Genomic DNA, 26,113 nt, shown 5'->3' on the forward strand with positions numbered 1-26,113 from the left:
TTAATGTCCGTTGAAAATGAGGTATAAAGCAATCATCACTATTGTTAATAGTGCCCAGGCCACTTTTACGCGCCTGGTAGGCTTCGCGGTATTGTGTATTTCGGATAAGGTGGCCCTGTAAACTGTTGGTTCTTTATCGAGCAGCGAGATCAGGACCGCCGATATTGCCAGGAAGACAAAGATGAAGAACGACAGCATCAGGTAATGCGGCCAAAAACTGTACTTTGCGGATGGCAACACCCATAAATAAACCACACCGGTGCCAAGACTAAAAGCCGAACCCGCTGACAGGATGACATTTACAGCTTTACGGGTAGTACGTTTCCAATAAACCGTAAGCAGGAAAACCACGGCCAGCGGCGGCGCAATAAAGCCCAATACCGATTGAAATACATCGAACAGGTTGAGGCCTTTAATGCTGTCAATTGCCAGCGCCATGCCTATAGCAAACAGGCAGCCGGCAATTACGGTATAGCGCCCAACCCTGATGAGGTCTTTGTTAGTAGCGTTAGGATTGATCTTTTCAGCATAAATATCCATGGTGAATACCGTGCTCAATGAGTTAAGCGATGAACCGATGGTACCCACCAAAACAGCGATCAATACCACAATAACCAGCCCGTTCATACCCGGCGGGAAGAGATTGGTGACCATAGTCATATAGGCCAGTGCCGGATCGCTCAGATGTGGGTAGAGGATAAAGCACAGGATACCGGTGAGGATGAACAACGGCAGGGATAATATTTTGAGCCAGCCAATAAAGTTAACGCCGAGCTGTCCCTGTTCCAGGTTTTTAGCACCCAATACCGATTGTACCATGGCCTGATCTGTACAGAAAAAAGCTACTGCCGATACCGGGTAACCCAGCAAAATAGCATACCAGGGATATTTAACATCACTTGCCGGGTGAATCAAGTTCCAGTAATTATTGGGCGTTTGATGAAATACTGCTGATAACCCGCCTGCTTTGTTTACTCCCAGCACAGTTAAAATTAATGATACGCCAATGAGCAACAGCATCTGGAATACATTTACTTTGGCGATAGCTTTTAAACCGCCGGTAAAGGCAAACAAACCGGCAAATGAAACCAGTACAATAACGGATTGCCACATGGGGATCCCGAGGATCTGCCTCACCAGAAATCCACCGGCAAACAGACCTAAGGATAGCCACGAGATGAGCATTTTGATCAAAGCGTACCAGGCCAGGATGTTACGGGTAGAATCGCCATAACGGTTGCCCATAAACTCGGGCATGGTTGATACTTTGGCAGCGATATATTTCGGCGCGAATACCAGCGCCAGCAGCATCAGGAACACAAAAGCATACCAATCAAAATTTACGGCTACGATGCCTGTACTGTAACCGATGCTTGCAAAAGCCAGCAGCATGGACGGCCCCACGTTGGTGCCCCACATATTAAAACCAATACTCGCCCATCCCAGCGATTTATTGGCCAGGAAAAGCGTTTCATCCGTTTTGTTTTTATTGCCGAAACTGGCGCGATAACCGATTACCATTAAAACAATTAGGTACACAGCCACAACGGAGTAATCTAACAGCGTGAGGCGCGATACGATATTGCTCATGCCCAATATCATGCGCTTAACTCATTTACGGTTAAATTAAATTCGGTGAGGATATCATCAACCTTTACGGGTTTACCGCTTTGTAAGGAGCGGTCCATAGCTTGCAGCAAAGCGATAGTACCGATGCCTTCTTTAATATCGGGATAAGCTGTATAGCCTTGGGTGATACTATCCGCAAAATATTCGAGGTAATTTTGATACTCGCCGGCGTGGTGGCTTTTGCCCTCAAACCTGAAATAATGTTTCAATTTATGTTCCCAGGTTAGGATGCGCTCTTCGCCGGTATTATCGGTGATGGCATAGCGCAGGTCCATATAATCACCCTGGCTACAGCCTTCGGTGCCGCGTAAAATGCAGCTCATCTCACTGTCGCGGGTAACGGGCTGCACCGGACCGGTATAACAACCGCTTACACGTGCTATCCTACCGTCCTTCGCTTTGAAAATAAAGTGCATCGTATCCGGGTTCTTGAGGCCTCCTTTTGCTCCGTTAGAGCTCAGCATGCCGTAACCCATCACCTCTTCAATATCGGGCAGGTACCAGCGGATAAAATCTACCGGGTGGCTTAAGCCCCCGTACAACCACTTAAAAGCCTGCTGTAACGACCATGGCTTCTCCAAAAACCACCGGTGATCTGCATGGTAATAAGCCTCTACCGTGATCAAATCCCCTATTAAACCGGCTTCATAATCTTTGCGTTGTTTTTTCATTGGCTCAAAAAAGCGGGAGCTTTGACCTACAAATACATTTTTGCCGCTTTGTGCAACCAGTTCAAGCAGTTCGGCGGCTTTGCTCAGATCATCAATAAAAGGTTTAGTGCACACCACATGTTTGCCATGCAATAAAGCCTGTTTAACATGTTCCGCATGCAGATGATCGGGCGTATAAATGGCAATGATATCTATTTCAGCATCATTGAGCAGGTCCTGGTAACTGGTAGTGTAGTTATGAAAGTTAAATTCTTCGGCGCGTTGTTTGCACAATTCAATATTCTTGTCGCACACCATTTTCAGTTCAAGCTTATCGCTTTTCAATACTGCCGACATGGTGCTGCGCCCTTCGCCTAATCCTAATATTCCTATTTTCATTTTATAATGATCGTTTAGTGTCGCTGTTGTCTGTTACCTGTTTAAAAAATACCCATATCTCGCCCTTTCGCGTGCCGGGCACACCTTCCTGGTATTTTTTCATCAACCTGTTCCAATCGTTTACCCGCGGGTTATTTTCGATGGTTTTAGGATTGAGGTCGTCAAGCTTTTTGCCTTTCGGGATACTGATCACCAGCATCAGCCGACGCCCGTTCCTGAATACCAGTAATTGCTGAAAACCGGCATTACAAAAGCCCTTAGCCACCTCGGGCCAATTTTTAAACTGGGTAATGTGGTAATCGATATATTCCTGCTGCAGGCGTTCATCATTAACCAGGTTCGCAGTGAGTATAATATTATCCCATTGCTTAGCAAGGCCACTCCCGCCGCAACGCTGTTCGCGGTTAAAATCATAAAACGGGCTGCTGTAAACCGTAACCTGGCATGATGGGTATACCGCCCGAGCGCTGTTTTGGATGGATGCCGTATTTAAATGCTTGCCATAAACAATGAGATGATTATCCCAACGGTAAACAGCCGAAGCCGGTAACCCCTGCTTACGGGCGATATTCAATAAGGCCGCATAATTGAGTTGCTTGCCTTGCGAACCCGTCACTTCGATAATGGCATAAGGGTTTGAAGCTGCTTTTACATCAGATGCCAGCAACAGTAAAACCGCCGTTAGCCAAACTATATATGCTTTTAATATTTTCATTCTGTTTTATGATTGATTGGCCGGTTGTCCCGATTTATTGATCTGTATTGGAACAGGTAGCGATAAGGCACTTCCAACCCGGCGGCATTTTTGATGACCACATCAACCTGCGGACCATTATTTTCCCAAACATTGCCGGGGCCGTTTGCATTCTTGAGGAATTTATCGGCCGGGCACCAGTTGTTTTTTAGCGTGATGTATGACGAGCCCTCGTCGGTATACAGGTAAAACCAATGCTGCGGGTCATGCGCGTAAGGGGCTTTGTAAATGCTGTCGACATAGTTATTGCTGATCACCGAACCGGGCTGGGCCGAGAGCGTATAGATGCCGGCCACATCATACATATTACGGGCATAATGATGAATTTTGTTGGCCATGATGCGGTTATCGCTCATGGCATTGATAGTCTTTGTCCAGCCCCAACCCATGCTGATGCCGGTGTAGTTTACATCACAGACCTCGTTATGCGTTATGCTGATGCCTTTTACATAACCCGCACCAATGCCAACGCATCCCCAATCTTCATTAGTGGCATCAATTATCAGGTTATTGGCGATGGTATCATTGGTGCAGATCTCCCGTTTATCAGTTGGATTATAAGGCAGGTGAACTTCCTGTGCCTCATCGGAATATATACCGTCGAGGACTGCCGTACCGCCGATATCTTTAAACAGACATCCCTTAACCACATCATTATGCATACCGCGTTTAAAATCCAGCCCAGTTGAGGCCATATGTTCAAAACCGCAACCATCAAAAGCGATGTGCGATGCATAAGCCACCTCGACAGCAGCTTTCGGTCGACCTACCCATGCCTGGTTTTCCAGCCCTTTTTTATCCGGCGTGCCGGGGACTTTTAACTTGTAAGCATCCAGCATATACATCCCGGCCTGGTGAGGTACTAAACCCTCTTTTGATGGCCGAAGCCAGCTGCTGTGCTCAAAACTGATATTTTTAAAGCCGAAATAATTTACCGGGCGGTCAAGAGTGCCTTCCATTTTTACTAATGTTTCCAGTTCCGGCACAGCCACAATAGCTGTTTGCAGATCCTCGCCTTTGCGTGGGATATAATAGATCTTATTGGCCACGCGATCATGATACCACTCACCCGGGTGGTTCAAAAAACCGATAGCATTGCTAAGATAAAATGCCGAATTGCCCGTTTTTTTGGAGATCCATGGTGCGGGCCATGGGTGCTCCGACTGGATGCGGCTTTCTGGCTGGTAAAACGATAAGCGGGCACTATCCCCCATTACTTTAACAGCCTTAACCCGCAAAATGGCAATTGCCCACCATTGGTGAATAAACATTTCCATGCCACTGATATGTGAGGCATCCAGCGAAGCCGCTGATGGAATAATACAGGTTTCGGTTTTGTGATCCCAGGAAAGAATGCGGTTCATTACCGGGGCATCGGTATCACGAGCGCGGATCGCCTTTACGTTATTTACCCAAAGCTGTCTGAATTGTAAAGGTTCATCGCCAATCATTGGCGCATCTGCTTCCCAAACTTTGCCTTTAGCTTCGGCGGGCAAACCGGGAATCACTGTATTTACTTTACGCCATCCCGTTACAGTAACGCCGCCGCTTAAAACGGTTTTGCCTATACCTTCACCTTCAATAATGGTCGGGCTATCGGCTGTACCTGAATCTTCCGGGCGGACAAATAAAGGTTCAGCTAACTGGTAAACTCCCGCTAATACTTTAATATAGATGCCGCCTTTTATCGGTTCATCATTTAATCGCCTCAGTTCACGGGCTTTTCGGAGTGCCATAGCTACGGTTGCCAGCGGTTGCTGCTGGGTTCCGCTATTTTTATCGGAGCCTTTTGGCGATACCCAAATCTCGGCCGCAAAAACGCTACCGGTCAAAATAAAATTTGACAGGAGCATCAAAACAACTATGCGGCAGCGCTTCATTTATGGTTTAGTTAGTTTGAAATATTGACTTTACATATGTGGTATTGGCGCTGAAATTCCACTTTACATTGCGCGGGTCTTTGGCGTCGCGTGAGCGTTCGATAACCAGCCAGCCCGTCCAGCCCATTTTATCCAAAGTAGCCTTTACTTGCTCCATATTTATTTTTGGATCATTTTGCAGCCAAACACCATCATCATTAGTGCAATGGATCTGAACGATATTATTTTTGCCCAACACCTTAAGCTCGCTGCTCAAATCGCGACCGTTCCTGATAGCATTTTCAAAATTGAAATAGCTTTTAATAGCTAATGAGCCTACATCTTTGAGTAGCTGTAATTCGCCTTTGGCATCCAGCGCGGTTTCAATGCCTATTACAACACCCGCCTTTTCGGCTATTTTGCCGACCTCCTTTAAGCGGGCAACAATAGCGGGCCGCAATTCAGGAAATTTCACTAAATCGCCCTTTACGCCCATCGGCAAAAAGCCAACCTTAACGCCCATTTGTTTCATAGTGTTGATGCAATCAGTAACCGCCTTAATCGCTGTTGGCCGCTCGGCAAATGACTGAGCGAAAAAGCCGGTCATGCCCATGGAAGGGATCTCCAAATCCAGCTCTTTTGCCTTTTTCTGGAATACTTTTTTAATGGAATCATTGGCCAGTTGGTTATCAAAAGTTTCGCGGTCGCCAAGACCACCCATATCTACCTCAACGCCATCCGCACCGATATCTTTAACCAGCTGAAACGCCCCTAACTTTTGCCGTTTAAGGATCATCAGATCAACGACCGCTACTTTATAGCGTTGCTTTGATTCCGTTTGTGCAACCGACGGTGGGCCAAAAGCACACATCATTAATCCTATCCACAACCCCGGGATCAATCTGTTTTTCATAGTTTATTTTTTTGTTGCCTGTCCAAATACTTTTTCCAATTGCTCAAATCCCTTTATAGCATTCGATGGGAGTTTTTCGCCTTTATCACCAAATACATACATAGCGGGTTCTTTTTCAATGGTGACCTTTCCATCATCGAAACCACCTTTACTATCTTTAATTTTATTAATGTCGAGATGAAAGTTTTTGGCTATAAAGGCGTACAACGCCGCTCTTTTTGAAGGACCAAAATCATGGCCTTCATTGGGCAGATGTACATTTTCTACTTTATTGGCAGCACCGTAATAGCCGTACATTTTTTGGAGGTAAGGAAAATCATGTTCGGGCATATTGGCTGTCCAGTCTTGCCCGTCGGAGATCAGTAATTGCGGGCGCGGTGCAGCCATGGCAGCTATTTCTACATTATCAGTCCCGTTGCCGCATTGGTGAATTGGCATCCCGCTTTCGCAAGGGCATCCCCCATAAAAATAAGATGATACCGATACAACAGGAGCACTTAGTTTGATCCGGTCATCCATGGCAGTCATTAACACGGTATGGCTTCCACCGCCCGAGCCTCCGCTAATTGCCACCCGTTCAGGATCGGTTTCCTTAAGCGATAGCACATAATCCAGGATCCGGATAGCGCCAAGTGCCTGGATAGTTTGTGCCAGGCTGCGACGATGATCTTCATCCTTAAATTGCAGCAGGGATTCGCCCCAGGCAAAAAGGTCATAGCTATAAGCCATAGCCCCCATCCGCGCCAGCGAGGCACAACGGATCTGGCAATCGGCGCGGTAACGCTGGTGTTCCCAATGCCCATCAGGACTTAAGATCACCGGGATCTTTCCTTTTATTTTGGATGGTTTATAAAGAGAGCCGTTGATGTACAACCCAGGCAAAATTTCGATAGCGATATTCTCAACCGTGTAACCGTCATAGATCCGTTTAGGTGTGATGATGGGTTTTGAAGCAGGTTTAGCAGGCAAGAGCGATAGTTCCAAAGCTTTATACAATTGGGGTTTCAGTATCGCTTTACGTTGTTCCCAGCTATCCCGGTCGTGGTATTGGGCGGCTATTCTGTCAAGCTCCTTCCAGCCATCGCTTACCGACCAGCGGAAGTATTCATATTCCTTCAGTTTGTACCTGCCTAGGGCTTCCTTATTCACTTTTAAATCGAGCGGAGTAAGGATATTGGCCAGCGTGGTATCTACATTGGCCCTGAAACGCCACTGGGCATAGTTAACCCATTTATCATTTACCTGCGCAGGGGTATATTTGATCTTTACGTGGTATTTTTCCTGTACCTCATTAAGCACATCTTTCAGGGTTTTCCTGTACATGGCGTCTGTTGTTTGCTGCGCATGGGCAGTGAAACACATTGTTGTGAGGCAGGTTAGTTGTATGTAGATTAGTTTTTTCATCGCTTTATTTTTTTTGTGTAGACGCATCACATGCGTCTCCTTTAGGACAAGTGGCTTTACAATTAATTTGCTCACGGGAGACGCATGTAATGCGTCTATACATTTAAACAATCAATCAAATAAAGTCCCGACTTACGATGTTTTAAAAACTTCGTAAGCCTTAGCCTGCCTGTCAGAGGGTCGCGCGTAAAGGTCTGCCCACCATGCTTCGAGGGCATCAGTATGATACCCCGTTCAACTTGCTGCCATTTTCTCCACCTTACAAATCCTTAGTTTCACCACTGGCCACCGGAAGTGTATAACCCTCCACCTTAGGCCAAATACCATCTTTTATTTCTTTCAGCTCCAACTTTGAAGGGTCAATAACCACATGCTTTATCTTTTGCCGGCGCCAGGTATAAACCACATGTACCATACCATCCGAAGTTTGGATAACCGATGGATAAGAATACTGGCTGATAGGCGAATCCTCCAAAATCAACGCCGCATACCACGTAACACCATCTTTGGAAACAGCCACATTAAGCGGTGTACGGGCACCTTTGGCCAGATTTCCCGGCGGCAAAACATGGTTGTAAACCAATAGCTGCCGACCGTCTTTTAATGTCACCGCATCTGTACCGGAGTTATTATTTGGCAATGAAGTTTTCTCCAAAGCAGACCATGTTTGTCCATTATCTTTAGACCATGTGCTGAGAATAGCCCTGTTCTGGCTGCGGCAAAGCGCCTGCAACCTGCCATCTTTATAAGTTAAAATACTCGGCTGTATGGCTTTCATGTCTTTACCGTCACTGATCGGGCCTATCATCGTCCAGTTTTTGCCGAAGTCTTTAGTGGCTTCAAAATGTACCTGCCATGCTTTACCTTCCGTGCTTACCGGGCTCAGCAATGTGCCATCTTTCAATAACACAGGTTTGTTTTTGATCGGCCCTAAAAAGCCTTCTGGCAAAGCTTTCTGCTCCGACCAGCTAATGCCGCCGTCTTTGGATGTTTTTATAAAACCCTTCCATTTTGCCGGACTTGGGCCTATTTTATAATAAAGCTGTAATTCACCTTTGGGTACCTGATATAGTACCGGGTTCCAGCAGGCATAGCGTAAGGTATCGTTTTGGATGCCGTTGGCAACATTAATACCTTCCGTCCATATGCCATTAACAAAACGGCTCACCCAGATACATACATCGGGGTTGCGCTCCTTAGTGCCTCCGAACCATGAGGCTACAAGGCCGTTTGGTGTTTCGGCGATGGTTGCCGCGTGGCATTCCGGGTAAGGTGCTTTCTCATAAATAAACTCATCTTTGATAATGCCCTTGCGCCATGGATTTTGGGCAAATGCATTAGCTATGAATAGGCAAGCCCCGATACTGATAAACAAGATCTTTTTTAGCATCGTATTATTATTTTTGAGTGACAGCTTTATCTTTTGCCGCTTTATCAGCAGCCTTTTTTGCAATGATGGCCTTGGTGTAATCGCCATATAGCTTGTGCCAGTTACGGCCGTTGCTGTTGAGGTATTGTTCGTTTTTGGTTTTGTAGATTTCGAATATGGCCGATACCTGTTTGATATTTTTAAAATCCACGGCCTGTTCGCGGGCCTGTTTCAGGTTAGCGAGAATGGTTGCCTCTTCAACAGTCGTCAGATCAGGTATTATGGATTTGTAGCCGGCCAAAGTAAAAGCCACCTTACCGATGGTATATTTATCAAGCACATTTTCCACCTGCTCTTCGGTTAAATCGGCACGTAAACCGGCCATCAGGTTTTCGTGAACAGATTTCGGCAGGGACGAATTGATGATGATCTGCCTGTCCATTGTGCTCAGCATCTTGCCCGTTGCAGGGTCAATACCTGCGGGAACCATTTCATATGAATGGTTGTTGTTCCAATCGCGGATTGCCTTAAGGTGGGTTGCTATTACATTTTTTACACGGATAGTCTTTGCTGTATCGGTAAGGGACAAGGAGGCAACCCAATCGGTAGCTTTTTTATCAACTTCGGCATCGGCTTTGGCCTGGGTCTCCGGCGTTGGAATTGATTTGGCCGCCTGCTGTTCCTGAGCATTAACAGTGCTTGAAAGCGAAAGCAATGCAATCAGCATAATACCCGCAATATTTAATTTTTTCATATCGATGTTTCTTTAATACTTAGCTTCAAAATCATAATCACCTGAACCTATGCTCAAAATGGCACGGCCATTTTCCATCTTCAGGGGCTTAATTTCTTTTATCCCTAATATTTTAGCCCCGCCCTCGGTTACTTCACTTATATTTTTTGCAGGCACATAAACCCGGGCCGAACTATTTGGCGGCACAGTGACATGCCAGTTAAAACTTTTTTTGGTGCTGGTATAATTACTGCGCACAAGGCCATAAGGCGTTTGGTACGAGGCATTAACACTATCCAATTCGCCAGTAATTGCGGGCTGCATAACCAATTGCTTAAAACCGGCATTAACTGTTTTTATACCGGCTATGTCCTGGTAAAACCAGGCAATCAGATCGCCCAGCAGCATAATGTGGTTACGGGAGTTCATAGCCGGGTTAGCGGTATCACCGTTCCACAATTCCCAAATAGTGGTTGCGCCCCTGTTGGCCATATAACCCCAGCTCGGGTAAGTTGTATTGGAGGCTATCCTCCAGGCCAGGTCAGGGCGACCAAATTCGGTAAGCCCCCGCATGAGCCATTGGGTGCCAATAACGCCCGTGCTGATATGGTCATGAGCGTCATTTATTTTTGCTACTATATTTTTAAATACAGCTTGTTTATTGGCAGTTGGAGTGATCCCGAAATACATCGGCAGCAGATTGGCCGTAACTGTATTATTGCTGTATTTTGACGTGGTTTTATCAAAGTATTTATCATTAAATGCTTTACCGATATTCTGTTTTATTGTGGCGAAAAACTGCGCATCAGCAGGTTTGTGCAGCATACGGGCAAACTTTTCCATCAGGCCCGAAAGATTGTAATAGTAAGCTGTCGCGATCAGTTGCCCATCGGTGTTAAGCGAAGAATCTTTGGCATGGATCAGCTCCGGAGATTCAGGAGGTACGCACCAGTCGCCATATTTATCTTTGGTGACAATGTTGTTTTTCATGTATTTAAACCGCATGTAATCCATCCACTTTTTCATGGAGGCATAGTTCTTTTCGATAGGCGCTTTATCCGCAAACTGCCGGTAAAGCATATCGGCCACCAAAATATAAGTGCCAGGCCAGGTCATGTTATCGCTGTAATAATTCCAGTAGGCCGGGGCTACGTCCGGTATAGCGCCGTCCGGCTTCTGCGATTGCGCGATATCATCCAGCCATTTGGCATAGAAATTATCGTTGGCGAACACAAAACTTTCGCCCAGCGAACCAACAGCACGGTCGCCCAGCCATGGCATCCGTTCGTTACGCTGCGGGCAATCAACCGGCATACCTTTATAGTTGCTCAATATTCCCCAATAAGCATTATGATAAATCTTGTTGACGATATCGTTGGATGTTTCGAAATGGCCGATGGTCGGCAAGGCATCGTAAACAACATGTCCCTCAAAATCATTTAATTCGGGCTTACCGGGATAACCGCTGATCTCCACATACCGGAATCCGTGATACACAAATACGGGGTGCCAGATCTCTTCTGCTCCACCTTTCAGCGTATACACATCGGTTACTTTGGCGTCGCGCAGATTGGCTACATAAAGCTCATTGTTAGGCTGCACGGTTTCGGCATATCGAAGGGTTACTTTATCGCCCCTGTTCCCTTTCACCCGCATTTGAAGCCAACCGGCCATGTTTTGCCCCAGATCCAGGATCCATACATCTTTTTTCAATTGATTGATGCCGATGGGTTTGATGGTATCCATTACCCTGATGGGCTCGTTCATCTGCGCATCAAGCTTGCCGCCGGGTGCCTGTACTAATTCGGCCTTAAGCCATTGGCTGTCATCAAAGCCTGGCTTGCTCCATCCCGGAAATTCTTTGGTGGCATCGTATTCCTCGCCATCATACTCGTTATTGGTACGGATAGGGCCATCGGCAGTGAATTTCCAGTTGTTATCGCTTATGATGGTTTGCTTTGTACCATCATTATATTCTACCTCCAGTTGCAGCAACATTTTTGGAAAACCAAACTCCTTGATCTTTTTAGGCTTGTATTTTGGGCGCATGGTAAAATAGCGGCCATTGCCCAATACCGTTCCGATGGCATTGTCACCTTTTTTCAAGTGATCTGTAACATCAAACGTGTTGTACTTGACAGATTGGGTATAATCCGTAGGGGCCTGGGCCAGGACCTGGTCACCAATGAGTTGACCGTTCACATATAATTCGTAATGGCCAAGACCAACTATATAAGCCGTAGCTTTTTTAATGCCCGGCTTCAAATCAAACTGGCAACGGTAATACCGCGCCGAAAGACGGGAAAACTTCGATACGCTATCCCAGGCAAAACCGCGGTCGCAGCCTATCCATTTGGCTTTCCAGTCGGTGGGGTTTAAAAGGCCTACACTCCATTTTGCCGGTTTGCTCCAGGCCGTTGCACCATTGTTAGTCCACACCCTAACTTTCCAGTAACACGCTGCACGGCTATCTAACGCCTTACCCGAGTAGTTAACCATAACAGATGCATCAGAACTCACTTTATGCGAATCCCACAGGTCACCCCGCCCTGCTGTTAACTTTTCGGGAGTTGAAGCTACCAGGATTTGATAGGCTACCTGGTTTGTGTTACGAGCATCACTTGTGATCTGCCAGCTTAAGCGAGGCTTTATTGTGCCGATGCCTAAAGGATTGTTCAGCATTTCACAGCGCAGGTTTTGTAAACCGATGCGGCTATCCGCATAGCAATTGCCGGGGCAGTTTACAATAACCGCAGCAGCCAAAATGAGATATGTGAATATCCTTTTCATTTATTATTTACCCGAAAAATCAAAATACAGGTTGAGCGTGAGCGCATCTTCTATATTCCTATCGTAATTAAAATATTGGTTCTTTTGGCCCCCAGGCCCAAGTTTTTCAGGCTTTTGCGATTTGGTTCCTATCGGGGTTATACCGTGCATAAACGAGATATCGCCCGAAGGAAAAAGCGGGGCAGTGTTGTACACATTTTTAGGATTGGCTGGGTTAAACAACCTCATGAACACATCCCTGCTATTGCAAACAATGGTTACCGGCTGCCCGGTGGTTTGCAGTTTCATCCAGTAGAGGTTGGAGTAATAGCCTTTAAATTCGGGGTAAACGACCTTGCCTTGCCCGGTTATGGTATTGTTGTAAGTTTTATCCCAAACGCCCAGCGAAGTACCTTTCATCCGGTTTTTCCATACCCGGTAAGGGCCATCGCCCATATAAGTAACACCTTTGATCTCTTTTTCGGGGAAAGAAAAATTGACACCCATCAGGGTGGCTTCCTCGCCAATAGGCCAGTATTTAACAACAAGCTGCACCCAGCCCGATGGGTAGATCGTCCACTTTAATAAAGGCTCGGATTTTTTAGGTGGGAATACTGCTTCAACTATTAGGTTATCCCCATCGTAATGATAAGTGAGTTTTTGAAAACCTGTTTGATCCTGCCCTTCAACTAATATTGGCCCGTTGTTAAAAGGGATATCGCCTTTGGCATTTTTTACACTAACCAATATGCCCGAATTGCGGTTAAAAGCCAGCTCTATACCATTGCCGGTTCTCACATTATACAGCGAATCGGTTTCGCTGATCAGCGCTTTGTTTCCTCCTGTTTTGCTAATGATACGGTTGGTGATTTGATCATGACTGCTTATCGGAAAACTCCATGTAAACAGTTCATGCTTGTTTACATCAAATGCAGAGATATACAGTATATCAAAATTTTGCCAGCCTTTGGGTAGTTGTAATTGCAGGTTCCCATACTGCCGCGGTGCAACATCCGGCGAAGCGATGCTACCGGTTTTAGTTTTTGAACTGGCACCATTGGGCGTAGCCAGTTTATAACTGAATGTGCATTGTTTGAGGTTGGTGTAAGAATATCTGTTCTCTAAGCGAAGCGCGGCATTGAAAGCTGGCGTTATCTCCCGAGGTTCAAGATAAACTGGACTCCAGATCTCTTTGATGGCGTAGTAACTTCCCTCTTTTTCATGATACGGGCCGATGATTCCATCGGGGCCGTGATCGCCGTCGCTGTCGAGTTCGCCGTTCTTATCGGTGCGAACCACAGCTTCATCAGCAAAATCCCATATAAATCCACCTGCCGAAATTGGCGTATGCCACATCTGTTTCCAGAAATCATCTAAACCAGCACCAGCACCGCCGTCGTACAGGCCATGTAAAAATTCGGTTGGGAAAAATATGTCATGACCGTTGATGCCGGTATTGGTACCGTAGTCATAATTGATATAATGCTGTGTATTTGTTCCCCGGAAGATGCCCCATGGGTGGACCAGCGGCCGTTTCTGAATATCCAACTCATCAAACCAATGATCGAGGTTAAAGTTAAAACCGCCTTCGTTACCATTATCCCACACCACAATGGAAGGGTGATTAATATCTTTTTCGATAAGTTCCTTTGTCAACTTTGAACCAACTACGTCATCATAAGCGTGGTGCCAGCCAGTGAGTTCGTCTAACACAAAAAGGCCTAAAGAGTCGCACACATCCAGGAAATGATCATCGGGCGGATAATGCGACATGCGTACGGCGTTCATGTTCATATCCTTCATCAGCTGTACATCTTCAATGCTGATCTTTTTATTGAGCGCCCTGCCTGTTGTCGGCCAGAATGAATGGCGGTTTACGCCTTTAAATTTAATCTTCGCGTTGTTTACGTAAATGCCGTCGTGCGCCCTAAGTTCAACCGTACGGAAACCGATGCGCTGTTTTACTGTATGAACAGCTTTGCCATTCTCATTCAGCGTAAATACCACATTATACAGGTTAGGAAACTCCGGCGACCATAATTTAGGCGAAGCAAGATGCATACTGATATAAGCAACGGTGTCACCAGCATTAACCTTCACAAAAAACGGAGCGCCGAACTTTTGCCCTGCCTGTGTATAAACTTGCCCTGTTACCGAGCCCGATTTTACAGAAACCAGTCTGAGTTGCGCCTTTATATTACCATTAGCTTTAGCATCAACAGCATAGTAGCTGATGTGAGATTTTGGCGATGCTTCCAAAAATACCGGCCTGAAAATACCGCCAAAGATCCAGAAATCACCCTTGCGCTCGGCCGCGTTCACCGATGCGTTGGCAGAATGTTTAGATACCGTTACCTCCAGCAAGTTCGGTTTACCGTAATTGAGCAAAGCGCTTACATCATACTTAAAACGGTAAAATGCGCCCTGGTGAACTGGCCCTGCCGATTTGCCGTTTAATTTCACCTCAGTATCGGTCATAGAGCCATCAAAAACAATATTGATGGCTTTGCCCTGCCATGATGCAGGCACATTAAACCCGTATTTATAAAGGCCTTGCTCTTTACCCTTTACACTATCCTTCGCAAGTCCATAATTGTATTTGCCAAAGCCTTGAAACTCCCAATTTGATGGCACGGGGATGGTAGTCCATTTGCCGGCGTTATTGCCCCCGGTACAGTAAAACTGCCAGTTTACGGTATGATCGCTGCCGGTGCCCGACAGGAACAGCTTTTGTGTTTCCTGGGCACGGGCTGCTATCCCGCTTATCACAAACAGCAAAATAATCCATATTTTAAAACAGGCAGATCTCATTAGTATATTCAGTTAGCAGTTAAGGTAAACTTCAAAGGGTTATCCGTGCGGAAGGATGCAGCAGGCAAACCATCCTTATTATAAAAATTGGGCTGTGCAGATTCCGACCAGGCAAAACGCACGGCTACGGGTTTGGTAATCGATCCGGCAGATACTTCAACCGTATTGTCTTTTATTGTAGCGTTGGCCGCAACAAAATTTCCATCGGCACCGGCAATGGTAAAATCGGTAAGCGGTTTACCATCATGGCTTGTTAGTCCGGCACCTATGTGATCAAATTCCAGAATGATCTTGTTGCGGCTTATCTTCATGCTTTTATACACCGGCCCTGAAAAAACTACAGGGTGTTTATAGGTATTGGCCAATGCCTGTAATTCCAGCCTCCGGCCTACCTCCCATTTAAAAGGCGGGTGGATATTTTTAAGGTCATCGTTCAGGTCGGTAGTGATGATCATACCTGTATGCGGAACCTGCAAGGCGGCGGCCTGTGCTTCGCGAAATTCCGGCTCAGTGAACGGTGTATACGTTACCGGTCCCTTACCCTGGGTATAGTAATAGGGCGCTATCTGCACGTAGTAAAACGGCAGTGTTTTATCGCCCCATAATTTGCGCCAATTGTTGATGAGCGCTTCCATTTTGTAAGTATAGCTGATGGTTTCGCCTAAAAAGCAGTTGCTTTCGCCCTGGTACCATAAAAAACCTTTAAGTGCAAACGGGGCAAGCGGTTCAATCATTTTAGTATAGAATTTACCTGGATCGCCATCGATCTTAATATTGTTTGCTTTGAAATATGGGATAGCATCAAAACCCTCCCGCGATACCCATGGCTCTATCCGGCTTCCGCTCACTGCCGATGAAATAATACCCACCGGTACTTTCAAATCATACTGCAGGTTTTTAGCAAAGAAATACCCCGCCGCCGAAAACGCTCTCAAAGCCGAATCCTCGGCAACACTCCAACCAGAATGGATAGAATCAGGCTTAATCAAGTTTTTCTGCGTAGTGAGGAAAATCCTGATCTGCGGGTTATGCGCGCGTTCCAACTCATCAACCGGGGAATTTTCCGTACTGGTATCCGGCTTTTTCACTTTGCTGTTCTTGCGCATTTCATACTGCATATTCGATTGACCGGAGCAAAGCCATACCTCTCCTACTAAAATATTTTCGAGCTTAATCGTGTTTGTACCTGATATAACCAGCGTTGCGGGCTTGACAGATGCCGGCATTGGATCAAGTTTCACTATCCATTTGCCAGATGCATCGGCTGTGGTTGTTTTGCTCTGTTTATTGAACTTTACAGTCACCTTTTCGCCGGGCGACGCGGTACCCCAAACGGGTACGGGGGCATTACGCTGCAATACCATATTGTTGCCCAATATTTTAGGCAAAACCACCTGCGCCCCGGCAATCCCGGAGCTGAGCAGACAGATCGTCAACCAACAATATTTTATCAGGCGCGGCATTATTAGTAATTACTTGTTTTAAATGACTTGATATAGAAAACTGCTTGCTTCGCGGTTTCGCCGGCGTTTGGACGATCATAGTCCTGATCGGTAGGCGTATCGGCATCCGGAAACCTTCTGATATCCCCGGTACGGAATACAACCCGGTTTACGCTCAGCACCGGGGCAAAAAACAGCCCGGTAAGTACATCCTTACCATTTACATTCACAGTGTAAAAGCGGGTATCTGTATTCAGCTTTATCACTACATGGAACTGGGTATCTCCCTCATATTTCATGAAGTTTTTGTTACGGTACCCGGCCTTTGTCCTGAATTGCCCGGCAGAATCAAGCGTAAGCCTGATAGCAGCAGTACCTTTCTCATCCTGAAATTCAATATCCAGCATACCGGTGTTGTTTTGCCCGGCTGTGATGGTGAAATCGGTCATTAATTTTTTTGAAACAGGTACTACCCGCTCGGCTTTGGCAAAATCAAAAGGGTCGCTGTCTTTTAATGTCAAAGCACGTTCTCCGTCTGGTGTTTTGTCGATATCCGCAGGTGCCCATTGCGGGCTATAGGTATTCCATTTTTCCAGTTCTTTGCCGGCCGGCAGTTGGTTAAAAACTTCATTGGCATGTGCATCCGCCTTTTCGGTGATCGGTACCGGGATCGATGATACCCAGATATCCTCCTTGTTCATGCTATAGGTTACCCAAAGCTTGCCATCGGGCGGGGTACCGTTCCCTTCCTCAATACCACGCACATATTGCGGACCGTATGATTTATAAGCCCCGCCATAACGCATGGTGGTGATCTCGCCGTTAACCAGCAAAAGGTTGGTATAATCCAATCCATCCTTACTAACCGATAATGCCAGCGGCCAACGGAATTCCGATGGATTGTACACGGTAACATATTTACCATCAGATGTGCGCTGCCCCCAGATCTTGGCGTTGGCATTTACAAAACGCGGCGCGCGGGAAGCGTTGGTAGGCCATGTTTTACCGTTATCGGTACTGATAGCAGTAAGGGCATATTTCCATAAGCCAACAACCCGGCCATCGGGCAGGTGATAAAAGTTAAATGCTTTATAATCTTTATGCAGCGGGATCAGAGGGTCTTTCTTATTCGTTTCTTCTACCCACTGCATCATCATCAGCGGATTGGCCATCAGCTCATCACAGGCCTGTACAAAACCTTTGTCCTTACTGGTTTTATAAAAAGGAAATGAGGTATTCTTTTCGTTCCATTTAGGGTTATAATGGATAAAATATATCGGCCCGAATTTGCCGTTCGGCAAAACTTCGCGCACCACGCGGCCTATGCCTAAGCCATCGTTCGGATCGTCATGACCGTCTAAACAAATACCATAAAAGCCCAACACCAACAAGCGTTTTGACTTGGAAGTATAATAGCCCATGCGCTGGTGCATCACCGAATACAGATCTTTAGCCACTCCGGGATACCCTTCTTTAGTAGTACCATCAGGGATTTTATATTGAGGAAAAACCACCGTGGGTTTCGACCATGTTTCGCCATCCTTCGAGGTTATGAGCAGGGTTTGGCCTGGCGGCACGCTTTCGCCTACCTTATCGCTCAGGTATTCAACATAAAATGTATTATTCCAGTAAGCCAGCATGGGGGCATGGTTATAGGTAAAGCCATAACCGTCGGCCAGTTCAGGATGCTTCCGGTTGGCCCGGAAGATCTGCTTACTATGCACACCAATTACCGGCGTCAGTTGCCCATGATGATAATCGACATTGGCAACCGTATTACCGCTGTAATGCACGATATCCTGTGCCTTGGCAATCCCGGCCATCGATATAAAAAACAATATGATAATAAACTTATTCATGTTTAGCTTCCTTAGTTTGCCCGGCTGCCTGTAAAAGCTGCCCCAGCTGTTTTTTGGTGACTTTAAATATGGTACCATGCTTGTGCCCTACCGGTACGCTTACGCTATCGGCCAGATCTATAAAAGTTTTAAAGTCGGTTGTGCGCATAGCACCATATCTTTTTAAGCGGTACGAATCGTAATAAATAAGCCAACTGTTACCCGCCTTAGTCATGCTCGGGCCTTCGCTGTATGGTTCCGTAAATCTTGGTGTATAATTGCTGTAAGGCCCTAAAGGATTGTTGCTAAATGCTACCAAGATGTTACGATTGGGCCTTGTGTTATCCTTCATAACCAGCGCATAATCATCTTTTGCCCGCTTTACGATCTCCGCATCAATTACACTAAAGCCCGGATCAAGGAAAAGCTTTGAGGGACTAAACGTTTTAAAATCTTTGGTAGTAGCGTAGTAAAGGCGATGGTTATTATTCTCATCCTCCTGTCCTTTTGGAAACCTAAATGGAACAGTTGAGGCCCAAACAATAATGAAATATTTGTTCTCGTCATCATAAAACAACTCCGGTGCCCATGCATTCACCGCGGTAGGTTCATTGGCCATTACCTCAATATGTTGTTGTGCCGACCAGTGTATCAAATCCTTTGAACTGGCATAACCGATGCCTTTATCGTTTTTCCAGCCAGTCGTCCATACCAGATAATATGTACCATTGGGCCCCTGCACGATGGAAGGATCGCGCATGATCCTGGCATCGCCAACTTCAGGTTTAATAAAGATGTGGTCTATAGCGTTCCAGTGATAAGCGTCATAGCTATACAAAAAGCGCAAACCTTCATTGGCCGGCTCATGAAACGATGTAAAAAGGTACACGCTTTTACTTGCCCTGCATGAAAACATCAATGCAAGAGCTAATAATAAGCTGATATGTTTAATTGTCCTGTTCACTTATATCGCATCAATAATGAGCACCCAGTCGTTACCGTTTGATATTTTGCCGGGCGGTTTAAATTTGATTGTTTTGGCTTTCGCGAATGTGCCGATAGCTGTAATTTGTCCGTTACGGGGATTAAACCAGGAAGCTTTGAGCTTTGTACCTTCCAGTTTATCCGTATTTACATTGATTTCCCTGCCAGTATAGGTATATAAAAAGGCGTAGTTTGTGCCACGGGTAGCGATGAGCCTGTTATACTTTTCGCCGTTATTACCGGCAATTAATGACTGATCCGGTATACGATCAAGATACGGGCGCGAAAGCATCAGCTTTTTCAGGTAATCCATCTGTTTTGCACCGGGATCGTTAACCGAATTATACCAATAGCCTTTCGAGCCATATGCGCTGCCTTTATCTGTTGGTTTGTGCATTTGCATCACGTCATTATCGCCATAAGTATAACCACAGGCCCCGGCAAAAACCGACCAGTAGCCATAGCGCCTTACATCCGCAGCCGTCCAGCGGGGTAGTTTGATATCATGTAATCCGTAAGGGATTTTTTCGTACGATGGCTCGGCATCAAGCGTTGGTTTTACGGGTGATAGATTGTAATCCGTTTCCACATAGCGCCAGTTGTCTTCACCGTATTTTAAATCTTTTTTTGAAGTATCCTGTACATAAGTACGATGGCCGGACTGAAAGCAATTGAAATCTAACCAGCTTTCGTTATGAAACCATTTTGATGATTGTGTTCGTCCCCGCGGGTGGTAGGTAATGAGATGCGAGCCGTCCAAATCATGCAAAGTATTACCAATAGAATTCCAGGTTTTCCCTGAATCTGAACCGGCAATATCACCGCCATTCATCCAGATCACATTTGATCGTTCACGGTATCTTTTGGCTAAAAATCCGGCATACACTTTCGCTTTTTCAGCACCAATGTGGTTCTCTTTTACAACCGATCCCCAAACGGGTACGAGCGCCACGTACAAACCTTTTTCGGCAGCCTTGGTAATGATCCAGTCGATATGGTCCCAGTAATCATACGCCCTTCCCTTACCGAAAGTGTTGCCGGGAGTTATTTTAGGTTGAGCTATATTTTTATTGTTCAGGGCCGAATCGCCATAGGCATTGGTTTCCTTGATGCTATGCACCACCATCACCTGGATCACATTAAAGCCCTGCTTGGCGCGAGTATCAAGGTATTGTTCGGCTTCTTCCCTTTTTAATTTAGAGAATAGCAGCCAGCCGGTATCGCCTAACCAGAAAAAAGGCTTATCGCCGGCCATAAAGTAGCGATGGTTGGTGGATATGCTTAAAGGCGGCATAGTTGTTTCATTGCTTTTAAATGCAAAAAACAAACAGGCAATGGCAATTAATATGATGGCTTTTTTAAGCATAATATAGTAACGATAGCATTTTTTAAAGTTCTCCTCTTGAAGGGGGCGCGTTGGGTTGAGTGATGGCAGGGGTGTGTTTGATCCGCGGTTTATTATCGCTTTAATAAACACAACCCTCCGCCCCTCTCAAGAGGGGAATCGCACTGCCCTATGCCCGCTTTTTTATTCTTTTATGTATTTTTTCAAATCATTTAATTACGTCTCAACCACAAAATAGCAACCCCGTTCCCCTGTCCGTTAATTTCTGTGTTAGCGGCACCTGTTATCGTTTCTTCACCACGCAAGAGTTCGCCGGTTTTTGGATCGATCCATTGTGCTTTGTAACTGATACCAGCTGATAGATCAAGATGGATCTCACCGCTATTGCTGTAAATAATATATCCTTTTGACGATGCCAGCCCCCATTGGTCTTTTGGCGAACCGGGCAACGCAATGGGTTTCATACCGCTTGCATCAGTTAGGAAAGCTTTATTGGTACCTGCAGGCAGCACGGGTAATGATCCCCCAGCCATAAATACCGCCCAGCCGAAACGGTCATAATCATCGGCAGAAAACAATACCGCTTTATCAGGATATTTAGTGCGATACTCATGTACCGCCCGGTAAACCTGTTCAAATGATGCAGCCTTGGGTTTAAAGATCCGGGCTTGCTGGCGTGGTGCCAGGCTTTGGCCACCAATGGGTGCATAAGCCGTTCCGTTGGCCTGGTAATACCAATAACGGATGTCGATCACGTTGATAACCGAAGCAGTTGCCGGATCGGCAAGGATGGCGTCCTGTACATCCTTGGTAGCGCTTAAGCCAATAAATTGTTTCTTTTTATGCGTTGCTTCCCATTGCTTAATAGTTTCAACCCAAAACTTCATAAAATGCAGCGGACCGGTAAATTCCGCCCCGATTTGCTGGATCACCCCGGTGTTACCGGCAAAGTTGTCCATACATTTATTGATGTACGCAATGTGAAGCTTGCGCCTTGATGGATCGTTTTCGTCATAAAACTGCTCGGCCATAAACTGGCGCTTGTCACCGGCGTAAGGTACAGGCTCGGGGAAACCGGTGCCGTTAATATTGTTTGCTGTGCGCCACGGAAAGTCGGTATAATGCGCGCCAGCCTCAATAATATTATGCTGAAAATAGTTTTGATGAACCAACACCAGGCCTTTCTGATCGGCGAGATCAGCAAATTGTTTCAAGCGGCTCCAGTACCAGGTATTATATTTTGTAAGGTCGTATTTGCTTAAGCCGTCGTAAGCCAGTTCCTTTCCGCTGCGCGCGAAGGGTAGTTCATAAAACGGGGCCCAAACATCGCCATCCATCCTGCGGATGCGCTCGTGATCATCGCGGCGGCGGTCATACCATAAACCGTAATTATGCTCAAAAACTACGACATTATCTTTCCGCATCCAATCAGTTACAGCGTTCAGGTCATCAGTTAAACCTGTACCGGTTTGGCCGGGTACCCAGCGGGTGATGGCCGGTTTGGCTTCCTTTTCGGTATAATCAGGATGAACGGTGCCGCTCCACCATGGGGTTTCAAAATGCCTGCCTGTTAATACCACATTACCACGGGTTAACCAGCCGTTGGTAACAACCATTTTGGGAGCTAACGCAGCAGTTGCAGCAGTTTTGTATCCTATTTCATCAATAATTTTTGCATTTGCAGATGAAGTATTAATCGAATTTCTTTTAGGTGCCTGATCTATCCAGTTGCTGATAGTTACCGCAGATTTCCGGGCAGCGGCCATCAGCTCAGCAGCCTGTTCAACCGTCGGGCTGCTTGATGGTTCGGTAGCCGGATACAAGATCCCGGCCTGTTTAGTTACGTCTTTATTCAGTCGGTTAGCTAATTGCGTGTAGTAAAAACTTCTTGGGCTTATGGTGCTGTTTGATGTACTCCAGTATCCATCACCGGCAAATTGTGCCCAGGTGCCAAAAGCCCAGTTTTGAGCGGTTGGAGGTTGATAGCAATCAACACGGGCGGCAGTACAATTCCAAAACAAACTATTAGCGGCGCTCCATCCGGCGCCTTGTCCGTCCTGCCCCCGGTTCATATAACTTAACGGTTGCCCATCTATATTGGCAATATCAAATAAAACACCAGATGCCCAGCTATCGATACCTCCGCTAAAGCTTAGCGAGCCTGCCGACATACATTGTACAAAAGCATTTGGTCCCGGCGCACAATATCCGGTAGCAAAATCATGAAAGCCCTGCTCAGAATATAAGCGCTGAAAAAGGTTTTGCCCGCCCATGGTTAAAAACGTGTTGCGGCGCTGCCCACCTATTTCAGAAACCGGTGCAAGTGACTTACAATCCTCAACCGTGATGCGGTTACCTGTTGGTGCAACAAATACTGCCGAACCTGCAAAATGTTCAAATGTTACCTGGCGTACCCAGGCATCACTCACGTTTTCCATGGTGATGGCCACCCAACGGTGGGCCTCGTCTTTAGCATTAGCTGTATTATATGCCGACTGTAGTTTTATATTTTCGACACCAACTTGTGCAATCCTGCCAGGCCATTGATAAGAAGCTATTAAGCCGCCTCCATAAGCCGAATCTAAAGCTGTTGTTAAAGGAGCATCAAGGGTTACCGCGTTGCCATCAACCGCAACCACTTTCCTATCCCAGTAAATATCACGCTCGCCGGGTTTCCAGGCTAAAGCGGTCAAGTCACCTCCAAAATGGTCAGTTTTTATTGTATTGATCCATGCCTGCGTACTTGGGCGGTGGATCAAAACCATGTCGCCGGTTTTAATACCTGCGCCATCGGCAATGTGCAGGGTATTGGCATTTACCGGCACATAAGTATCGGTAATTTTAATTTCTTTAGATGTTTGCCGGTCACTTTTTCCGGTAATATGAATAAAAGTTTCCCTGTCGGTTCCGGCTGCAAATAATACAGTACCATTGGCAGCCATCCCGCTTCCCCGTAAAACAACGCCCGAAGCCTTAATTTTAAGACTGCCGTTTACCTGGTACACGCCTTTATTGAGCAATACTGCTCCGCGGAAACCATCTTTATCGGCAGGCAAACCGGCCACGTAGTCTAAGGCAGCCTGGATCCTCAATGTACCGTCACCGGCCTTTAGGGGCACTACAACTTTTACAGGCACAAATGGGACCGGTTTTTCGGAAGCCATATACCCACAGTACGAATAATCGGGAATGCGGTCGCCGTTGGGAGCGACTGTGTAAACCAGTTTGCCGTTTTTGTCGGCAGCTACAGGCGGTTGCGGTTTAGGAGCTTTCTTTTTATCCTGCGCAAATAAGGGGGTATGCAAAAGCATCCCCCCAGTCATTAAACCAACCAAAAAATAAATCCTTATAAACCTCAATCCCCGCATTATAGCAGTTTTTTAAAATGTCATTCATTGCCGTTGGTTTTAACCAACGGTAACAGAAGCTAAAAAATCCCGGCTTTAGCCTAAATATGCAAGCTGCATTTGGGCTAAAGCCCTCTTTGTTCCCATTTAATTATTCCGTTGGTTAAAACCAACGGCAATGATCTTCTACAATGGCAGCCTTTATTTCAAAGCAGCCAGTTTCTTTTCGCCTTTGGCAGCTACCGTATTTAAATATACTTCGATATTGGTATAACCGCCACCATTTTTTGCAGGCAGCGCCGAATCGTTTTCGTCTTTAGGGTTTAAACCATGTGCCAGTTCCCAGGCATCAGGCAAACCATCATTGTCCGAATCTTTATAGGGCGTACCTTTATATTCAGGGTAACCGCCAACCTGCCATGGGGCAGTGATAATGCCAAGTTTGTACGAGTCTTTAGGCAGTTTACGCACTTTAAACTGGTAAGCGGTATCGGTTTCCATTTCCTTATAAGTGATTTTACCCGTGCGTACCTGTTCAGTGATGCGCACATCCACCGGGTCGCGTTTTGGCAATGTCGCGCCGGCGTTTGCGATGACAAATTTAAAGGCATCCTTTGCCGACATGATAGTTAACGGCGGCATAGGGAAAGGCTCGTTGGCTTTCATATAATCCTTGTACGGGCCTGCATCAGGTAACTCCTTACCGCCAGGTCCTTCAACCTGGATACCGCCGTTCCATGCATTTTTAGTAACTTCAGGATAACCTTCCATGATATTGCCTGAGGCGTAAACACGACCGAATACTTTTTCTTTCAACTTGCTCCTGCCCGATTCCGGTTTCAGGATGCGGTGGCCAACGGGCTCGTTTTTAGGTGTAACCGGCCCTGGTTTAAAGTAGTTATTGATCACGTTATAATTGGTGGTGTAATCGCCGCCGTCCATTGAGCGATGGTGCCAGTTAAATACGACGTTGTTTACAAAGTTGTAAACACCATTCCAACCAACTGATGGGTTACGGCCGGTATTATCGGCCCAAAGGTTACGCATCAATGAGCTGTTTTCGCCGCCTGTTGTTGAACCGAAAGCATGGTTCCAGTAGTCAAGCGATTCGGAATAGATACAGTTTTGGATAGTGATGTTCACAGTACCCAGTTTCTCTTCTTTCGAGCCATCGCCCGGATCAAACATATGGCGGTACATGGAAAAATTTTCGTCCAAACCCCAGCTTGCAGATACGTGGTCGGCAATGATATTACCAACCGGGTTGCCGCCTAAAGCGTCATCACGGCGGCCAACATTGGTTTCGCCGCGGCGGAAACGCATATAGCGGATTACAACGTCATGCGTGTTCACCCAAAATGATTCGCCGGCAATACAAACACCGTCGCCCGGAGCAGTTTGCCCTTCAATACTGATATATGGCGCTCTTACAATGATCGGAGTTTTGATGCGGATGATACCCGCGACGTTAAATACTACGATGCGTGCGCCACCTTTTTCACAAGCCTCACGCAAAGTACCCGGGCCGCTATCCGCTAAACTGGTAACTACATATACCTTGCCGCCACGACCTCCAAAAGTAAATTTACCACCGCCTTCGGCACCTGGGAAAGCCGGGATCTTTGCCTGAGGCAGATCGGTTGGACGCGCGGCCCATGGTACATATACTTTTCCCCGGCGCTGATCGGCCTGTATTATAGGCAGGGCAACCGCCCATGCTGAATCTGAACGACGGGTAGCCTCTTTCATCAAAGCTTCACTTTCTGCTTTAACCTTCTCCGGTATCTCCGGGTATTGGGCAAAAGCCGGTTTAGCTAAACCCAATGCCGCTGCTACTAAAAATAAAGCTGTGTGTTTTTTCATATGC

General features: G+C 46.3%; 16 protein-coding genes. All 16 read right to left on the reverse strand.

The window, feature by feature from the left end; genetic code table 11:
• The 16 genes from AB6735_RS17025 to AB6735_RS17100 all read right to left on the reverse strand — a co-directional run bounded on the left by AB6735_RS17025 (position 1) and on the right by AB6735_RS17100 (position 26,109).
• Positions 1-1,590, reverse strand: a complete 1,590-nt coding sequence (locus AB6735_RS17025; RefSeq protein WP_370997020.1) for a sodium/solute symporter — start codon at positions 1,588-1,590, stop codon at positions 1-3.
• A gap of 8 nt (positions 1,591-1,598) precedes the next feature.
• On the reverse strand, positions 1,599-2,678 hold the full coding sequence (locus tag AB6735_RS17030; RefSeq protein ID WP_090463477.1) for a Gfo/Idh/MocA family protein: 1,080 nt from the start codon (positions 2,676-2,678) through the stop codon (positions 1,599-1,601).
• Between the two features lies 1 nt (position 2,679).
• Positions 2,680-3,393, reverse strand: a complete 714-nt coding sequence (locus AB6735_RS17035; RefSeq protein ID WP_090463473.1) for an L-rhamnose mutarotase — start codon at positions 3,391-3,393, stop codon at positions 2,680-2,682.
• A complete protein-coding gene (locus tag AB6735_RS17040; protein WP_370997021.1) occupies positions 3,390-5,312 on the reverse strand; it encodes a hypothetical protein in 1,923 nt (640 codons plus the stop codon). The genes AB6735_RS17035 and AB6735_RS17040 overlap by 4 nt, the downstream gene beginning before the upstream one ends.
• A 7-nt stretch (positions 5,313-5,319) precedes the next feature.
• Complete coding sequence (locus AB6735_RS17045; protein WP_370997022.1) at positions 5,320-6,204, reverse strand: sugar phosphate isomerase/epimerase family protein; 885 nt, start codon at positions 6,202-6,204, stop codon at positions 5,320-5,322.
• A gap of 3 nt (positions 6,205-6,207) precedes the next feature.
• A complete protein-coding gene (locus AB6735_RS17050; RefSeq protein WP_090465704.1) occupies positions 6,208-7,608 on the reverse strand; it encodes a S9 family peptidase in 1,401 nt (466 codons plus the stop codon).
• Positions 7,609-7,867: 259 nt separating this feature from the next.
• On the reverse strand, positions 7,868-8,998 hold the full coding sequence (locus tag AB6735_RS17055; protein ID WP_090465701.1) for an exo-alpha-sialidase: 1,131 nt from the start codon (positions 8,996-8,998) through the stop codon (positions 7,868-7,870).
• Between the two features lie 7 nt (positions 8,999-9,005).
• Positions 9,006-9,731: a DUF3826 domain-containing protein gene (locus tag AB6735_RS17060; protein WP_255366838.1), complete on the reverse strand. Its 726-nt coding sequence runs from the start codon at positions 9,729-9,731 to the stop codon at positions 9,006-9,008.
• 12 nt (positions 9,732-9,743) lie between these two features.
• Complete coding sequence (locus AB6735_RS17065; protein ID WP_370997023.1) at positions 9,744-12,500, reverse strand: family 78 glycoside hydrolase catalytic domain; 2,757 nt, start codon at positions 12,498-12,500, stop codon at positions 9,744-9,746.
• A gap of 3 nt (positions 12,501-12,503) precedes the next feature.
• The gene (locus tag AB6735_RS17070) at positions 12,504-15,290 is read right to left on the reverse strand and encodes a glycoside hydrolase family 2 protein (protein ID WP_370997024.1); all 2,787 of its coding nucleotides are present in this window, start codon (positions 15,288-15,290) and stop codon (positions 12,504-12,506) included.
• 8 nt (positions 15,291-15,298) lie between these two features.
• The gene (locus AB6735_RS17075) at positions 15,299-16,726 is read right to left on the reverse strand and encodes a sialate O-acetylesterase (RefSeq protein ID WP_370997025.1); all 1,428 of its coding nucleotides are present in this window, start codon (positions 16,724-16,726) and stop codon (positions 15,299-15,301) included.
• 29 nt (positions 16,727-16,755) lie between these two features.
• A complete protein-coding gene (locus tag AB6735_RS17080) occupies positions 16,756-18,591 on the reverse strand; it encodes a six-hairpin glycosidase (RefSeq protein WP_090463461.1) in 1,836 nt (611 codons plus the stop codon).
• The gene (locus AB6735_RS17085; RefSeq protein ID WP_370997026.1) at positions 18,584-19,534 is read right to left on the reverse strand and encodes a glycoside hydrolase family 43 protein; all 951 of its coding nucleotides are present in this window, start codon (positions 19,532-19,534) and stop codon (positions 18,584-18,586) included. The genes AB6735_RS17080 and AB6735_RS17085 overlap by 8 nt, the downstream gene beginning before the upstream one ends.
• The gene (locus AB6735_RS17090; protein ID WP_370997027.1) at positions 19,535-20,920 is read right to left on the reverse strand and encodes a glycoside hydrolase family 140 protein; all 1,386 of its coding nucleotides are present in this window, start codon (positions 20,918-20,920) and stop codon (positions 19,535-19,537) included.
• 191 nt (positions 20,921-21,111) lie between these two features.
• Positions 21,112-24,210 carry a DUF6298 domain-containing protein gene (locus AB6735_RS17095; RefSeq protein WP_370997028.1) on the reverse strand — a complete coding sequence of 1,033 codons (3,099 nt, stop codon included), beginning with the start codon at positions 24,208-24,210 and terminating at the stop codon, positions 21,112-21,114.
• A 237-nt stretch (positions 24,211-24,447) separates the two neighbouring features.
• On the reverse strand, positions 24,448-26,109 hold the full coding sequence (locus AB6735_RS17100; RefSeq protein WP_090463455.1) for a polysaccharide lyase: 1,662 nt from the start codon (positions 26,107-26,109) through the stop codon (positions 24,448-24,450).
• Positions 26,110-26,113: the final 4 nt, after the last annotated feature.

Origin of the sequence: Mucilaginibacter sp. RCC_168 (assembly GCF_041355315.1) — a bacterium.
Classification (GTDB): domain Bacteria; phylum Bacteroidota; class Bacteroidia; order Sphingobacteriales; family Sphingobacteriaceae; genus Mucilaginibacter.

Coding starts and splice junctions, on each gene's coding strand:
- AB6735_RS17025 (WP_370997020.1), bottom strand. CDS start 1,590: ATGAGCAATATCGTATCGCGCCTCACGCTGTTAGATTACTCCGTTGTG.
- AB6735_RS17030 (WP_090463477.1), bottom strand. CDS start 2,678: ATGAAAATAGGAATATTAGGATTAGGCGAAGGGCGCAGCACCATGTCG.
- AB6735_RS17035 (WP_090463473.1), bottom strand. CDS start 3,393: ATGAAAATATTAAAAGCATATATAGTTTGGCTAACGGCGGTTTTACTG.
- AB6735_RS17040 (WP_370997021.1), bottom strand. CDS start 5,312: ATGAAGCGCTGCCGCATAGTTGTTTTGATGCTCCTGTCAAATTTTATT.
- AB6735_RS17045 (WP_370997022.1), bottom strand. CDS start 6,204: ATGAAAAACAGATTGATCCCGGGGTTGTGGATAGGATTAATGATGTGT.
- AB6735_RS17050 (WP_090465704.1), bottom strand. CDS start 7,608: ATGAAAAAACTAATCTACATACAACTAACCTGCCTCACAACAATGTGT.
- AB6735_RS17055 (WP_090465701.1), bottom strand. CDS start 8,998: ATGCTAAAAAAGATCTTGTTTATCAGTATCGGGGCTTGCCTATTCATA.
- AB6735_RS17060 (WP_255366838.1), bottom strand. CDS start 9,731: ATGAAAAAATTAAATATTGCGGGTATTATGCTGATTGCATTGCTTTCG.
- AB6735_RS17065 (WP_370997023.1), bottom strand. CDS start 12,500: ATGAAAAGGATATTCACATATCTCATTTTGGCTGCTGCGGTTATTGTA.
- AB6735_RS17070 (WP_370997024.1), bottom strand. CDS start 15,290: ATGAGATCTGCCTGTTTTAAAATATGGATTATTTTGCTGTTTGTGATA.
- AB6735_RS17080 (WP_090463461.1), bottom strand. CDS start 18,591: ATGAATAAGTTTATTATCATATTGTTTTTTATATCGATGGCCGGGATT.
- AB6735_RS17090 (WP_370997027.1), bottom strand. CDS start 20,920: ATGCTTAAAAAAGCCATCATATTAATTGCCATTGCCTGTTTGTTTTTT.
- AB6735_RS17095 (WP_370997028.1), bottom strand. CDS start 24,210: ATGCTTTTGCATACCCCCTTATTTGCGCAGGATAAAAAGAAAGCTCCT.
- AB6735_RS17100 (WP_090463455.1), bottom strand. CDS start 26,109: ATGAAAAAACACACAGCTTTATTTTTAGTAGCAGCGGCATTGGGTTTA.